Origin of the sequence: Algoriphagus boritolerans DSM 17298 = JCM 18970, assembly GCF_900108085.1 — a bacterium.
Classification (GTDB): Bacteria; Bacteroidota; Bacteroidia; order Cytophagales; family Cyclobacteriaceae; genus Algoriphagus; species Algoriphagus boritolerans.
Genome location: NZ_FNVR01000011.1, coordinates 122,222 through 137,239 on the forward strand (window position 1 = coordinate 122,222; position 15,018 = coordinate 137,239).

Annotated in this window: 10 protein-coding genes; 6 read left to right on the top strand and 4 right to left on the bottom strand. The window is 41.2% G+C overall.

Annotation, left to right across the window (positions count from 1 at the left end):
• Window positions 1-57 precede the first annotated feature (57 nt).
• The 5 genes from C4S61_RS11615 to C4S61_RS11635 all read left to right on the top strand — a co-directional run bounded on the left by C4S61_RS11615 (window position 58) and on the right by C4S61_RS11635 (window position 8,154).
• Window positions 58-1,377 (top strand): TIGR00366 family protein, encoded by a 1,320-nt coding sequence (locus tag C4S61_RS11615; protein WP_262495018.1) that lies wholly within the window; start codon window positions 58-60, stop codon window positions 1,375-1,377.
• A 138-nt stretch (window positions 1,378-1,515) separates the two neighbouring features.
• Complete coding sequence (locus C4S61_RS11620) at window positions 1,516-3,783, top strand: aconitate hydratase (RefSeq protein WP_103924970.1); 2,268 nt, start codon at window positions 1,516-1,518, stop codon at window positions 3,781-3,783.
• A gap of 41 nt (window positions 3,784-3,824) precedes the next feature.
• Window positions 3,825-4,412, top strand: coding sequence for a hypothetical protein (locus tag C4S61_RS11625; protein WP_103924971.1), 588 nt, complete (start codon window positions 3,825-3,827; stop codon window positions 4,410-4,412).
• Entirely contained in the window at window positions 4,412-5,098 is a 687-nt protein-coding gene (locus C4S61_RS11630) for a DUF2490 domain-containing protein (RefSeq protein WP_103924972.1), read from the top strand. The genes C4S61_RS11625 and C4S61_RS11630 overlap by 1 nt, the downstream gene beginning before the upstream one ends.
• A 122-nt stretch (window positions 5,099-5,220) precedes the next feature.
• Window positions 5,221-8,154, top strand: a complete 2,934-nt coding sequence (locus C4S61_RS11635) for an ATP-binding protein (protein ID WP_103924985.1) — start codon at window positions 5,221-5,223, stop codon at window positions 8,152-8,154.
• On the opposite strand, the gene C4S61_RS11640 is transcribed toward C4S61_RS11635, so the two are convergent.
• From C4S61_RS11640 to C4S61_RS11655, 4 genes are read right to left on the bottom strand one after another with little or no spacing between them, the layout of a single operon-like run.
• Window positions 8,142-9,074 carry a tetratricopeptide repeat protein gene (locus C4S61_RS11640; protein WP_103924986.1) on the bottom strand — a complete coding sequence of 311 codons (933 nt, stop codon included), beginning with the start codon at window positions 9,072-9,074 and terminating at the stop codon, window positions 8,142-8,144. The two genes, C4S61_RS11635 and C4S61_RS11640, sit on opposite strands and share 13 nt — an antisense overlap.
• Window positions 9,058-10,152, bottom strand: coding sequence for an AI-2E family transporter (locus tag C4S61_RS11645; RefSeq protein WP_103924973.1), 1,095 nt, complete (start codon window positions 10,150-10,152; stop codon window positions 9,058-9,060). Before C4S61_RS11645 ends, C4S61_RS11640 begins: the two co-directional genes overlap by 17 nt.
• Before the next feature lie 53 nt (window positions 10,153-10,205).
• Window positions 10,206-12,242, bottom strand: coding sequence for a M3 family metallopeptidase (locus C4S61_RS11650; protein ID WP_103924974.1), 2,037 nt, complete (start codon window positions 12,240-12,242; stop codon window positions 10,206-10,208).
• 24 nt (window positions 12,243-12,266) lie between these two features.
• Window positions 12,267-13,640, bottom strand: coding sequence for a tetratricopeptide repeat-containing protein (locus tag C4S61_RS11655; RefSeq protein ID WP_146064385.1), 1,374 nt, complete (start codon window positions 13,638-13,640; stop codon window positions 12,267-12,269).
• Window positions 13,641-14,229: 589 nt separating this feature from the next.
• Between C4S61_RS11655 and C4S61_RS11665 the strand changes: the two genes are divergently transcribed.
• Entirely contained in the window at window positions 14,230-14,865 is a 636-nt protein-coding gene (locus C4S61_RS11665; RefSeq protein WP_103924977.1) for an RNA polymerase sigma factor, read from the top strand.
• Window positions 14,866-15,018 lie beyond the last annotated feature (153 nt).

A 15,018-nucleotide genomic window follows, 5' to 3' on the forward strand; every position in this document is an offset into this window, starting at 1 on the left:
GACTGGAATGTTTGAATCGGAAATTCAATATTAAACTTTAATACTAGACTTAAAAAAGTGTTGGGAAAATCACCTGCAAAAAACCATTTGGAATCGTTGGTTTCGCCTTTTGGCTTAGTGCTGATTCTTACATTTTTCACTTTTTTTTTAGTTCTGACTAATAATTCTAAAGAGGATTTGAGTACAAGCTACGGAATAGGGGAGGTTCTTGGATTTTGGCAGAATGGATTTTTTGGGTTGATGGGGTTTACCCTTCAAATGATGATGATCTTGGTTTTTGGATATGCCTTGGCAATTTTTAAACCGGTCAATTCATTTCTTAGATCTATTTCACAGATACCAAAAAACTTGGTTACCGCGGTTTTGCTTACTGCTTCAGTCACCTTGGTTGCCGGCTTGCTAAATTGGGGCTTTGGATTGATTGTGGGTGCTTTGCTAGCTCGGTTTGTTCATGAAGCGTTAGTAGAGAAAGGGATTGGAACCAATGCTGCGCTACTGGCCGCAACGGGATACCTTGGGATGAGTGTTTGGCATGGAGGTCTGTCAGGATCCGCGCCTTTGACCGTAGCAGAGCAGGGACATTTTCTGGAAAAGGAACTAGGAGTGATCCCCGTGGAGGCGACAATTTTTTCAGAGTTTAACCTTCTTATTACAGGTGGACTTGTATTTGTTTTTTTGCTTACAGCATGGTTTTTGGCAAAGTCCGGTTCCAAATCCTACGAGGGGAATGAAGCAGTATCCCTAGATCCGATGGGGCCTGGAGTTGAAAATAATCTGGCAAGGGTTGCAGGATTGTTTATGCTCCTTCTAGTGATCTTAGGAGTTGTTTTTGGAAAAGATCAGGGGCTTGGTTTCATTTCGCTCAATTGGATAAATTTTCTGCTTTTTGCGGTTACGCTGATCGTCTACAGAAGCCCCGTGAATTTTTCGAATGCAGTAGCCAAGGGACTGAAAAGTTCTGCTGATATATTTATTCAGTTTCCATTTTATGCCGGAATATTGGGACTGATCACTGACTCCGGTCTTTTAGCCACTTTTGCAGAGGTGAGTATTGAATTGATAAGTCCTGAATTATTCCCTATTTTCACTTTTTTCAGTGCAGGATTGGTCAATTTATTTGTGCCTTCGGGAGGTGGGCAATGGGCTATTCAGGGTCCGATTATTTTTGAAACTGCGACAGCGCTTAGCTTGGATACTGGGAAAATGATCATGGTTTTTGCCTATGGCGATCAGATCAGTAATCTTTTACAGCCTTTCTGGGCACTTCCGCTTTTGTCGATTACCGGCGTTTCGGTCAGGAAAATATTCCCGTACACCCTGATTTTTTTTATCGTTGGATTATTTTGGCTGAGTATGTCTCTTTTCTTGTTTTTTTGAGTCAATAATGAATTGAATTGCCCTAAAAGGGGATCAATACCTGCAATCGAGTTTGTTATGGATTACCTTTTCTTAGGGCTTTTTCATATATTCGCATTCGAAAAATCGAACCTTTTATCCACATAAATATCCAAAATAATGGCTTTTGATATCGAGATGATCAAAGCGGTGTATGCCCGGTTTCCGGAGCGGATTGCTGCAGCACGCAAAGCTGTGGGGAAACCACTTACTTTGACAGAAAAAATTCTTTACGCTCACTTGAGCGAAGGTCCTGCTTCTCAGGCTTATAAAAGAGGTGTTTCCTATGTTGATTTTCAGCCGGATCGTGTCGCGATGCAGGATGCGACTGCTCAAATGGCCTTGCTACAGTTCATGCAGGCAGGAAGAGATAAGGTGGCAGTTCCTTCTACTGTTCATTGCGATCACTTGATTCAAGCGGAAGTTGGGGCAGAAAAAGATCTGTCCAAAGCCAAGGACAAAAACAGAGAAGTGTATGACTTTTTGGCTTCAGTTTCCAACAAATATGGAATTGGATTTTGGAAACCGGGAGCTGGGATTATTCACCAAGTAGTATTGGAGAATTATGCTTTTCCGGGTGGAATGATGATCGGAACTGATTCTCATACCCCAAATGCAGGTGGACTCGGAATGATTGCCATTGGCGTAGGCGGAGCTGATGCCTGCGATGTGATGGCAGGATTGGCTTGGGAGCTTAAATTTCCAAAATTAATCGGCGTAAAACTTACCGGAAAAATGTCCGGCTGGACCTCTGCCAAAGACGTAATACTTAAAGTCGCCGGAATCCTGACTGTGAAAGGTGGCACAGGAGCGGTAGTAGAATATTTTGGCGAAGGAGCTCGTTCGCTCTCTGCCACAGGAAAAGGCACTATCTGTAACATGGGTGCGGAAATCGGAGCTACCACTTCGATCTTTGGTTATGACCAAAAATCTGCAGCATATTTTAAAGGAACAGGTCGTGAGGATGTGGCGACACTTGCTGACTCCATAGCTGAGCATCTTACCGGTGATCCTGAAGTATATGCTGATCCAGCGTCCTATTTTGATCAAGTCATCGAAATCAACCTTTCTGAGTTGGAGCCGCATGTCAATGGTCCTTTTACCCCGGATTTGGCTTGGCCTATTTCTAAGTTTGGCGCTGCTGTCAGGGAAAATGGCTGGCCAGCTAAATTGGATGTGGGTTTGATTGGTTCTTGTACCAATTCTTCTTACGAAGATATTTCACGTGCTGCTTCTCTAGCTCAGCAAGCCGTGGATAAAAAATTGACGGCAAAATCAGAATTTACCATTACTCCGGGATCGGAGCAGGTTCGCTTCACCGTAGAGCGTGATGGATTTTTGGATACTTTCGGTAAAATGGGTGGTGTGGTTCTTGCCAACGCTTGTGGACCTTGCATTGGTCAGTGGGCACGTCATGGTGCTGAAAAGCAAGAGAAAAACTCCATCATCACTTCCTTCAACAGAAACTTTGCAAAGCGAGCGGATGGTAACCCCAATACGCATGCATTCGTGGCATCACCTGAGATTGTGACTGCTTTGGCAATTGCAGGAGATTTGACATTCAATCCTCTTACCGATTCCCTGACCAATGCTGATGGAAATGCTGTAAAGCTGGATGAACCTACTGGTTTGGAACTTCCAACCAAAGGCTTCGCGGTAGAAGATGCCGGTTATCAGGCTCCTGCAGAGGATGGCTCAAAAGCAAGCGTGGTGGTTGACCCCAATTCAGACCGTCTTCAATTGCTTGATTCTTTCAAACCTTGGGAAGGTACCGACCTGAAAGGATTGAAGCTCCTGATTAAAGCCAAAGGAAAGTGCACTACCGATCATATTTCCATGGCTGGCCCTTGGCTTAAGTACAGAGGTCACCTGGACAATATTTCCAACAACATGTTGATTGGAGCGGTCAATTATTTCAATGACTCCACCAACAGGGTGAAAAATCAGTTGTCAGGTGAATATGGTGAAGTGCCGGCTACTCAGCGAATTTATAAGCAGCATGGAATTGGTTCTATCGTAGTGGGAGATGAAAACTACGGGGAAGGCTCCTCGAGAGAACATGCGGCCATGGAACCTAGATTTCTTGGAGTTCGCGCTATTCTGGTGAAATCTTTTGCCAGAATCCACGAGACTAACCTGAAGAAACAAGGCATGCTGGCTTTGACTTTCGCCAATCCTTCCGATTATGAATTGATTCAGGAAGATGATACGATAGATATCATTGGATTGACTTCATTTGCGCCTGGTAAACCACTTCAAGTAGTATTGAATCATAAAGATGGTTCAAGTGATACCATCTCGGTGAATCATACTTATAATGAAGGTCAGATCGAATGGTTCAAGGCAGGTTCTGCTTTGAACTTGATCAAGGCAGCTATTGTAAAATAAATCAAAAGCCGCGGAGTTAAATCCCGCGGCTTTTCTTAGATATGATGTTTTCCAATTCATTCAAAATTATCCCAATTCTAATTTTTAGCCTTGGGATTTTTAATTTCTCTTTTTCCCAGGAGAAATTCGAAAAAGAATCAAGGATAAAAACGGGGGAAGTTCCTGAAAACGCAAAAGATTGGTTGAGGGGTGCTTTTGGAGAGTCTGGAAAATCGAAATGGTTTCTTGAATATTCTCAAACTGGAAAATCTTATGAAGCAAAGTTTCAATATCAAGGTCACTACCATAGTGTTGAGTTTGATTCTTTGGGGAATATCCAAGACATAGAAATTGAAATAATGGAGTCAGAGGTGGCTCAGGAAGTTTGGAAGGAAATCCGGAATTATTTTGAATCCGAATACCGACAGGTAAAGGTGGAAAAGATCCAAAGACAATTTACCGGATCAAAATCAGGGTTGAAACATTTTTTCAAGGAAGGAAATTCCGAAGCTGTGTTGACCCGCTATGAAATAGTGTATCAAGGGAAAAATGAGCTTTGGGAGCTTTGGGAAGCTGTTTTTGATGATTCGGGCAAGTTTATTTCAAAATTAAAAGTACAAATCCGTCCAGTCGATAATCTGATTTTTTAATGAGAAGATTAATCTTTTTAATAGCTCTGCTTTTTATTATAAAGACTTCAGCTGCACAGGATAAACAGATCTTTTTCACGGGTATTTTCCCTGAAATTTCTTTAACCAAAAAGATTAGCCAACGGAATAAGTTGAATTTCAAGGTTGAAAATCAGGAGGTGATTTTTGATAATAGGGACACGGAATTTGAAAATCCTCAGTTTACCCATTACCGAACTGACCTGATGTTGTTTTTTGACCGAAGTCTACGTCCGGGAGTGAGTGTGGCTTTGGGTGTATTTCATCGGTTTCAGGATAATGAAGATGGAAATAGGATAATCCAGCAGTTAGCTTTGTTACAGCGCTTGCGTAATCTGAGAATCAATCACCGATTTAGGACAGATCAGACTTTTACACGGAATGACGATATTGAACTACGTTTTAGATACCGTTTTTCTGTTGAGATTCCCTTGGAGGGTGATGAGGTAGATCCAACCGAATTTTATTTAGTGATTTCTGAGGAACCGATTTTTAGTGGTAAAGGGGGTGAGTTTGAAATCGAAAATCGGACGGCGATAGCACTGGGAAAATTGTTCAATTCCAATGAAAAATTGGAATGGGCTGTGGATTATCGCACAGATGGTTTTATTCAAGAAGGGTTCAGGACGCGTTTATGGGCAAAAATCAGTTATTACTATAATTTTTAAAGCGAAAAATAGTATTCAAAAAGTAAAAAGCTTGCTATGAAATACAAATTGCTGTATGTTTGATGAAATTTAGAAAGAGGGTTACTCTTTTTAAATCATTTCAGCTCAGCAATAAAAATTCGATGCAGGATAAAGGCATAAACAGCACATTTAAGAAGATCATTTACGAATCCTCGGAAATGGTCTTTCTTGCTGATGATTCTTATCCATATTCCATTTTTTACGGAAATGAGTCCTTCGAAGAGGAGATTGGAGGTGCGCTGAAAGAAAAGACCTTGGTAGGGTTAGGGCTTGATATCAATGCGTATATTTTTAAAGAAGAGCTTATCCTTTCACATGGAAAGAAGGACTTCTCCTTCAAGCTGGAATTGCCACAGGATAGCGGCTCCAATTATTTTCTTTTTTATAAAGGAAAAGAAGTCAAAACACATGGGCTTCCAAGTAGAAGGGAGGCCTACCAGTTTTTTACTTCCAAGCTTGACCTGATCGCTATCGGAAAGTACGACCACCTGACTTATCTTAATTCTACCGTTTTGTCAGTTTTGGGCTATGAAGTGGAGGAATTATTAAATACCAACCTTTGCCCTTTCATTCATGAAGATGATCTGGAGCGGGTTCAAAAAATCTGGAAAGCAATTCAGAAAAACCAAGAGGTAACTTTTCTCGAATTTCGATTTTTGGGAAAAGACGGGAACTACAGGCACTTGGAGTGCTCTATTCAGTTTAATCCTGAAACCTTTTTCGTCATAGCCCGAGATGTCTCATATCGGCATGCACAAGCAGCCAATGATAAAAAACTGGATTCCCTGCGCGACGAGGTCCCGGAGATGACTAAATCCGGTAAGTGGAAGTTTGATTTAGAAGCGGAAGTTGTGGTCTTGGATCAATCTTCTGAGAGAATAATCGAAGCCCTATTGGATAAAGAGGTTTCCTTGGAAGCCACCCAACTTAGTTTATTAAATCAAATCAAAGAAACTGTTGCAACCTTAGATCCCATGCAACAGGAATTTGCAGGACAACTCTCGGTTTCGAGAAAGAATAAAGTGAATTACACTGCTTTTTTTCCTGAGAAGGGTAAGTCCATTGTCTGGGGGGTGATTTGGGATAAGAGCCAAAGCCAAAGGATTCAACAGGACTTGGATTTCTATACCAAGGCTTGGATGGAATGTCCTGAGGCGATGATAATCGTTAAGCCAAACGGGGAGGTGGTGTTGGCCAATCAGGAAGTCATTCAACTTTTCGGTTTTGAGAAAAACACCAAAATTTCTCATTTGGAGGATTTGAGTGTGTTTTTTGAAGAGGCCTATGATTGGTCAGAGTGGATTAACTCTGCCAAAGGTGATACGACAATCTCAAGGTTTTCTACCCTTTTAATTAACGAAAGAGGGAATCAACTTACATTGGAATTGGCGGTCAGCAAGATGGAGTTTGACCAAGCTGAGTTTTTCACACTTTCCTTCAGAAATATATCTGAAAAAATACATCTGGAGAAGGAAGTCGAGGCGAGCAGCAATTTCTTGATGAATCTAACTGATCAGGTGCCGGGAGGTTTATATCAGCTGGTTTTGAACACCGAAGGACAAATGAATTTCTCCTTCCTTTCGAAAGGAATCAATTCTGTGCTGGGACTGTCCCCGCAAAAAATCCATGAATTCACCGACATTTCGTCCGCGATCTCAAAGGTACATCCTCAGGACCTTCCCCAGGTCATCATGTCATCAGTAGCCTCTGCACGTAAGTTGGAGCCTTGGCAGTGCCAATTTCGGGTCAAATCAGGAGAGAATAATCAGGAGTATCAATGGGTTTTGGGGGCGGCGAGGCCACAGGCATTGGAAAATGGCGACATGGTTTGGTACGGCTACCTCACTGATATTTCCAAGCAGAAGGAATTTGAAGCCAAACTGGATGAAGCACGGATGGCTGCTGAAAAGGCCAATCAGATCAAGTCCGATTTCCTTTCCATGATCAGTCATGAATTGAGGACTCCGCTCAATGCCATCTCAGGGTCAGTTTATTCGCTATTCCAAGAGGATCATACAGAGAATCAAAAATCAGCCTTGAATACCATCAATTTTGCGGTGGATAATTTGATTATCATGATCAATGACCTCCTTGATTTCCAAAAAATTGAAGCAGGTAAACTCACCATCGAGCAGGTTCCTTTCAACTTGCAAAATCTTTTGGAACAGGTGCTAAAAGGATTGTCTTTCCATGCCAAAGACAGTAAAAACAAGCTGGATCTCCATCTCTCAGAAGGCCTCAACATTTCCGTGAAGGGAGATAAAACCCGGCTTTCGCAGGTAATGAACAATCTGATTACCAATGCACTCAAATTTACACCAAGTGGAAATGTGGATGTGAAAGTTGAGCTGCTGAGTCAGGTGAAAAATAAGGTTAAAGTTTATTTTGAGGTAAAGGATACCGGAATCGGAATTGCTCCTGAGCATCAGGAAAAGATTTTTGACGATTTTGATCAAGTAAAGCCAACCTTCAATTCGAAATACGGCGGAACTGGTCTGGGATTATCCATTACCAGAAAACTGCTCAATTTGATGGGGGGTAAAATTAAATTGGAATCCGAAGTGGGCAAGGGGAGTAGATTTTTCTTTGAACTGGAATTTGAAAAAGCAGAAGAATCCTTGAATTCAATTCCTAGAACGGAATCAAATACCCCGTCCTATGCTGGACTGCATTTGTTGATGGCAGAGGACAATGAGGTGAATTCTCTTGTATTGGGCAAGATTATCAAAAAATGGGGATACACTTATGAGCGGGTTCACGATGGCAAAGAAGCAGTGGAAGCTGCCAGGAAAGGTAAATTTGACTGCATCCTAATGGATATTCAAATGCCTGTGATGGACGGTTTTGAAGCAACTGTCGAAATCAAGAAGTTTTCAGATACCCCAATTATCGCACTGACAGCCGCCGCAAAACTTGAAATCATGGAGCGTATTGATGCTTGCGAATTTGAGGGATTTGTAGCCAAACCGATTGATGCTGCCGAACTTTTGAAAAAAATCAAAGAAGTAATTGCGGAGAAAATCTACAAGTCCTGAGCCTTTTGCAAATATTCTTTCACCAGCTCCATTTCAGGATAATCAGTAGCCAAATCCGTCAGGTATTGCAATGCGGAGATTTTGTCACCTTTTATTACATAATAAATCCCCTTATTCCGGAGAGCAAAGGGGTTTTTAGGATCCATCTGAATACTCTGGTTAATTAACTCGATGGCTTCTTCAGGTCGATCCAAAAAAAGCAAATACAACCCCTTGTTATTGTAAAAGTAGGCCTGTCTGTTATCAAGCGTGATGGCTTTTTCGACAGCATTCAGCGCTTCTGGTAGCTTACCCTCTTCGAAAAGGATCATCGACTTCAGGTTATGCAAGTTTGGTTCGTTTGGGTTCATTTCCTCCGCTTTCAAAAGAAGGGCTTGAGCTTCCCCAAATTTCTTCTGATAGTACAAAATAGTAGCCTGATTGACCAAGAGGTCTGAATTGTCAGGTTGAAGTTTGGCGGCATTTTCAAACGCGGTCAAAGCTGATGGAAAATTTTTAAGCTTTTCCTGACTTAATCCAGCCAAAAAATGTGATTTCCAATGGTCAGAATCCAGCTTTAGAAGCCTTTCAGAATCTTCACGGGCTTTGTAAAATTCACCATTGTCGAGATAGCCTAATCCTCTTTGAAAAATTGCCTCAAAGTAATCCGGCCGAAACTTAATGGCAAGGCTGAGATCAGCTATGGATTCTTCCAGCTCATTCAGTCGAAGGTGAGCCATTGCTTTGTTAAAATAAGCATCAGCATAGGTGGAGTCCATGCTGATGGCTTCATTATAGAATGCAATTGCGGATTTAGGGTCGTTTTCTTCGAGTTTTTCATTTCCCTTCAAAAGAAATCTTCCTTTTTTCGTTTCGTCAGAGTCACAACTTATCAATGCCGACAGGAAAAAAGCCACTATGATTTTATTCCTTATTCTCATCTTTTGATTGATATTTCTCATCGTCTTTTTCCTCTCCCAAAAGTAATGCGAAGGGTTTGGTGTTTTCACTTAACTCAAAAATCTCCCGTAGAATAGCCATCGTCGGAATGACCAAGATCATTCCGGCAACTCCCCAGATTGCCGCTCCGACGAGCAAACCAAGGAAAGTAATGAACGCATTCAGGTTCACATTGCCACCGACGATTTTTGGAGTCAGAAAATTACCTTCTACCATCTGAATGACTTGATAGATCACCAGCACGGCTATTGGATAAAACAGGCTGTCCATCGTCAAAAACGAATAAACGATGGGGAGCAGTACTCCAAAGAAGGGGCCCACGTAGGGAATGATATTTAAGACTGCACCAATTATTCCAAAGAAAATCGCATGCTTAATCCCCAAAATAGAATAGGCGGAAATATTCAAAACGGCCAGGATCACCATCACCTTGCCGACTCCTGTGATGTAGTTTTGAATGACCTTTCTTAGGTTGGTAATTCTCATTTTAACCAAAACAGGATCTCTATCACGATAAATCAAAACCATCATTTTGGTGAGATGATCGCGGTATAGGAGAAAGAAAAACATAAAAACAGGTATCAAAACCAAGCCTGAAAGTGAGCCGATCGCATTCAAGGCAAAAGCGGAAATACTTAAACTGTTTTGGTTGAGCAGCTCCACGAGATATTTTGACTCTGCCTTTTCTGCCAGATTTTCATTTATTCCAAATACCCTAGCTGTCCAGTTATCAATCTGTTCAGCTACGGTTACCAGTCGATCGGAGACATTGTTAAAGTCTTTGGTGAAGCTCACTACATTACTGATGATAAAACTGATCAGTCCAGCAACCAATGCAACCATCAACAACAGGGAAATAACGGATGCCAGGGTTTTTGGGACTTTGTGTTTTTCCAGAAAGATGGTAAGCGGTGTAAACAGTATCGCAAAAAATCCACCCATAAATAAGGGAATCAAGAGACTCCTTCCGATAATCAGGAAAAAAATCAGAACGATGATAAATACCATGACAGACAGTGCTTTCAGGTAGGGCTGCATTTCCAGACGTTTTGATTCCATAATTTGAAAAGTTGAAATTTCAAAAAGATAGGGTAATTCCACTGATAATACAATTAAGCCGAAATAAGTCCTGATCGCTTCAGTAAAGCATCCGCCTTCGGGTCCCTACCTCTAAATCGCTTGTACAGAATGGCGGGATGCTCTGTCCCTCCGGCAGAAAGGATATTGGTTTCAAAAGAAATTGCAGTTCTCTGATCGAATACTCCCCGCTCCAAAAACAATTCAAACGCATCTGCATCCAAGACTTCAGCCCATTTGTAGCTGTAATATCCTGATGAATAGCCTCCCTGGAAAATATGCGAAAAGCTCGTACTGGCCATGGTCCCGGGTACTTTTGGAAGTAAATCTGTTTTTTCCATCACTTCCTCCTCAAATTTCCTAAGGTCGGCAATTGCACTTGGATCCTTACTGTGGTAGGCCATATCGAGTAGTCCAAGACTGATCTGACGCATGGTCATGTAGCCTTGCTGAAAATTTGCCGATTTTTTGATTTTTTCGATCAGTTCTTCCGGGATTTTCTCATCCGTTTGGTAATGCTTTGCAAACAAATCAAGGCATTCTTTCTCGTAACACCAGTTTTCAAAGATCTGAGAGGGTAATTCCACAAAATCCCAGAAAACACTGGTGCCTGTAAGTGACTCATAAGTGCCTCTGGCGAGCATTCCGTGAAGGGCATGTCCAAATTCATGAAAAAGGGTAGTCACCTCAATAAATGTCAGAAGGCTGGGCTTACTTTTGGTCGGTTTGGTGAAATTGCAGACAATAGAAATGTGAGGACGGCGATCGATGCCGTTTTCCTTGCTTTGACCTCGAAATGAGGTCATCCAAGCACCGTTTCTTTTTCCCGGTCGAGGAAAAAAATCCGCATAAAATACCGCTAGATGCTTCCCGTTTCGATCATTCACTTCGTATGCTGTTACTTCAGGATGATAGGTGGGTATTTCGGTGTTGGGGTGGAATGTAATCCCAAATAGCTTTCCGGCTGTTTGAAAAACCCCTTCTATTACATTTTCCAATTTGAAATATGGACGCAACAACTCATCATCCAAAGCATATTTTTCTTTCTTGAGCTGTTCGGAGTAGTAGGCAAAGTCCCAACGCTCCAATCGCTCCAACCCATCCTGTTTCTTTGCGAATTCGGTGACTTCCTCGACTTCTTTTTCTGCTTTTGGTTTTGCTTTTTCGAGTAAAGACTCCAAAAAATCCATGACGGCCTTTGGGCTTTTGGCCATTCGCTCCTCCAAAACAAAATCAGCATGAGAGGCGTATCCCAATAGATTTGCGCGTTGGTGTCGAAGGTTAAGCAAATTTTTGATGATCTCCTGATTATCAAGTTCATCGCCTTTGGCTGATTTGGTATTGTAGGCTAGGAAAAGAGTTTTTCGGAGATTCCGATTTTTGGCATAAGTCAGAGCAGGAACATAGCTTGGGTAGTCCAGCGTAAAGGCCCATTTGTCCGGTTGTCCTTTTTCCGCTGCAATCTGTGCTGCAGCCTCTTTGATTCCTTCCGGTAAGCCTTCAATTTCAGCTTCATCTTCAACAAAATGAACATATTTGTTTGTTTCGGCCAGTACATTTTCGCCAAATTTTAAACTCAACTGAGCAAGTTCCTGATCGATTTTTCTGAGTTTGGCGGCGTCATCAGAATTTAAATTTGCGCCATTACGGACAAATGACTTATAGGTTTTTTCCAATAGCGTAGTTTGCTCGGGTGTCAGACTGAGTTTTTCTTTTTCTGAAAAGACCTGCGCTACATGTTGGAATAGCTCTTGATCCAGGAGAATGTCATTGGAGTATTCTGTCAAAAGAGGGGAAATTTCCCGCGCGAGTTTTTGTATTTCATCATTCGTCTCAGCTGAATTGAGATTGAAAAATATAGCTGAAATGACACTTAGTTTCTTCCCTGAGCGATCGAGGGCCTCGAGGGTGTTTTCAAAAGTAGGACGGGATTCTTTTTTAATTCTTTCAATATCTGATTTGGCCCACTTGATGGCTTCCCGGATAGCTGGAAGAAAATGTTCGTTTTTTATTAGGTCAAAAGGTGCAGTTTCAAAAGGGCTGGAAAAATCAGCCAAAAGAGGGTTGGTCATGGGAAAGGATAATCGTTTGGGTAATTAATCGGGAGAAATCCATTTTGGTTCGAGGAGATGCCCCACTTTTTTCATTTCAGCAGCTAATTTACCAATTTGTTCAGTAAAGCTTTCGAGTTGCCATTGGTGAAAAGGAACATTATTCGACGCGTCCCTATTTTTCCGATACAAATCAAAATCACCCAATCCGAAGTAGGACTCGGCTCGATTTACTAAAATCCAGTATTTCTGAATGTTGTAATATTCCTGTAATTCTTTTCCTTCTTTAGTACCGTCGTTGATCAAAGTCTGATCATTTTTTTCTTTTTCGAAAATCATATCCCAATCCCGATCACACAAAAACAAGACTCGCTTCCAGGTTCGCTGTGCAAAAACCAGATCAGCAATTCGTTCCTGATCGCAATTGGCCAATTTGGAAGTAGCGCGATAGACAAAAGTTAAGGCCAGATTTATACCATTATATCGGTTGTTGAGGAGATAATAACTTCTTTGGAAGTACAGGATAGAATCTTCAAGATGCTGCTCACCTTCCCCGCATTCAAATAGTTTTTTCTCTACTGCTCCCGCCGTGGACACTGTCTCAGGATCATTGGAATGGGCTAGATTAATGGATTGTAAATAGCTCAACGATTGGTATAATGCTGTAATCAGATCAGGTTCCTCGGCCTTGTAATTGGTATATGAAAGTCTGTGGATGAGGTAGTGGTCTCTTTGACCGATATTGCCTCCTGAAAGAAAGATGGCAGACCGGAATAAATCCCTTGCTTTGGAAAACTCCATCACATCTATGGCGTCTTCGGCTTCCTGGATAATCAGCGAAAGTGCTTTGCCTACCTCTTGAGTCGGTTTTTTCTTTTCGCTATCGACCACCGCTTTTTCCAGTTCAGCCTGTAGTTTTGGCGGGATTAGCGAATTGAGATAGGTGTAGACTGGACTGTCAGCTTCATTTTTGTCCAGCACAGTCTGAATTATATTTCCCAAAGCTCCCCGAAAACGCTCCACTTCCTCGTAATCTATCGCATCGCCCAAGTGCTGATAGCTATGGATGACCACATGATTGAGATCGAATGGATACATCAACTTATCCTCAGAAATAACAATCGTGGTGTAGGGTCGCAGTGCATGCCGAACCCCCAATTCGTAGAGCGCATTGGCATTTAGCGTGGATAAGTCAGCAATTACAAGATCGGCCTGAAGCAGTTCTTTGTACATCTGTACATCAATAGAACCGGAATGCGTAATTTCATCTGCCCGGACACAATCTATTCCTTTGGCTTCCACCACGGGTTTGATCAGTAGGCGATAGGATTTATTCAGATCTAATTTTCGGCCATTGATGTAGTCGGTTTTAATTCCGAATCCCATGACTACGAAGCATCTTTTTTTTGCGTTGCTCATATTTTAAAAAATTAACTAGTGTAATTGACTGATTTATACAAAGATTCTGAAAGGTAAGGGTTTAAAAAAGTAAAATCTGCAAATCAGTTTTTTAAGCTTATTATTTTTTGAAAAGTTGGGTTAGGAAACTAAGTGTAGCCTTCTGAAAAGGAAGCAAAGTGAGAAGTGTACTGATTTATTGGATTGGGGGAGTGCCGACCCATTAATTTAAGTCAGGACTTTTGGGTGCCACAGCAGGGGTGGCAGTAGAAGCGGGTATGGGGACAATCGCTAAAATGAAGTGGATCATTGGCGGAAGTAAGGAGAACTTCGAAAAGACCCTACTTCTTTTAGACGAAAAAGCCTATTGGAATAGAGCAATTAGTCGAGGCTTAATTCTATCCTGTGATAATGTAAAATCTGGAAATCTACGATCATACCAATAAGTTGAAAATTAAAGACAAATAAAGTTTCCTAAATAGGCTGGAATAGGATTTTTTGAGCTTTTTAAAAAACCTCGTATTTAAAATCTTTTTTTTAAAATTTTATGGGGTCAATTTCGGGTATTACCTCCTCTTACTATTAGAAGATTGACTAATCCAGTACTTCTATGATCAATAACCCAAAATTGCCAAATAACGAAGAAGTCCATGTCTATCCTTTGGGGCATTCTGAATCCATTAAGGTTTATGAGAATAAATCTGACATGGATATCTGGAATGCTTTTAACAAGGGGGATGAATTTGCTTTCAACTATATCTACAGAATGTATGTCACAGTTTTGTTTAAATATGGCAGTCAGATGTGTAAAGATCAAAGCCATATTCAGGACTGCATTCAGAATATTTTTATAGACCTGAGAAGAAAAAGGGGTGCTTTAAGTGAAGTGCAGAGCATAAAGCCCTACCTGTTCAAAATCCTTTATAGGGAATTGATCAGAAAATCAAATAAATCCAGAGAGGAGATCTGCAAAGATCCTGAAAAGATTCATAAGAATTTTCTCATTGAATTTTCGCAAGAAACTATAATTATTCATCAGGAAAATGACCAAGAAAAATTTGAAAAAATACAGGATGCCATTAACAAACTTACCTGTCGACAACGGCAAGCCATTTTGTTGCTTTATGAAGAAGGGATGTCTTATAAGGAGATTTCAGTGGCTATGGATTTAAATGAAGTGAAATCAGCACGTAAGGTAGTTTACAGAGCTTTGACCACATTGAAATCATTGCTCCAAAAGAAATAAAAAGGAAAATTTTAATCAAATGAACTACAAAGATTACGATATAGCCAACTTTATTACCGATGAGTTTTTCATTCAGTGGATTAAAAATCCGAATGAAAACAACAGTCATTTTTGGGAAAAATGGATGGTCCAACATCCGGAGAAAAGGGCTAT

Excerpts from the sequence above, each read along its gene's own strand:
- C4S61_RS11650 (WP_103924974.1), bottom strand. The coding sequence starts at position 12,242 with ATGACCAACCCTCTTTTGGCTGATTTTTCCAGCCCTTTTGAAACTGCA.
- C4S61_RS11635 (WP_103924985.1), top strand. The coding sequence starts at position 5,221 with ATGCAGGATAAAGGCATAAACAGCACATTTAAGAAGATCATTTACGAA.
- C4S61_RS11625 (WP_103924971.1), top strand. The coding sequence starts at position 3,825 with ATGATGTTTTCCAATTCATTCAAAATTATCCCAATTCTAATTTTTAGC.
- C4S61_RS11620 (WP_103924970.1), top strand. The coding sequence starts at position 1,516 with ATGGCTTTTGATATCGAGATGATCAAAGCGGTGTATGCCCGGTTTCCG.
- C4S61_RS11655 (WP_146064385.1), bottom strand. The coding sequence starts at position 13,640 with ATGAGCAACGCAAAAAAAAGATGCTTCGTAGTCATGGGATTCGGAATT.
- C4S61_RS11665 (WP_103924977.1), top strand. The coding sequence starts at position 14,230 with ATGATCAATAACCCAAAATTGCCAAATAACGAAGAAGTCCATGTCTAT.
- C4S61_RS11630 (WP_103924972.1), top strand. The coding sequence starts at position 4,412 with ATGAGAAGATTAATCTTTTTAATAGCTCTGCTTTTTATTATAAAGACT.
- C4S61_RS11640 (WP_103924986.1), bottom strand. The coding sequence starts at position 9,074 with ATGAGAATAAGGAATAAAATCATAGTGGCTTTTTTCCTGTCGGCATTG.
- C4S61_RS11645 (WP_103924973.1), bottom strand. The coding sequence starts at position 10,152 with ATGGAATCAAAACGTCTGGAAATGCAGCCCTACCTGAAAGCACTGTCT.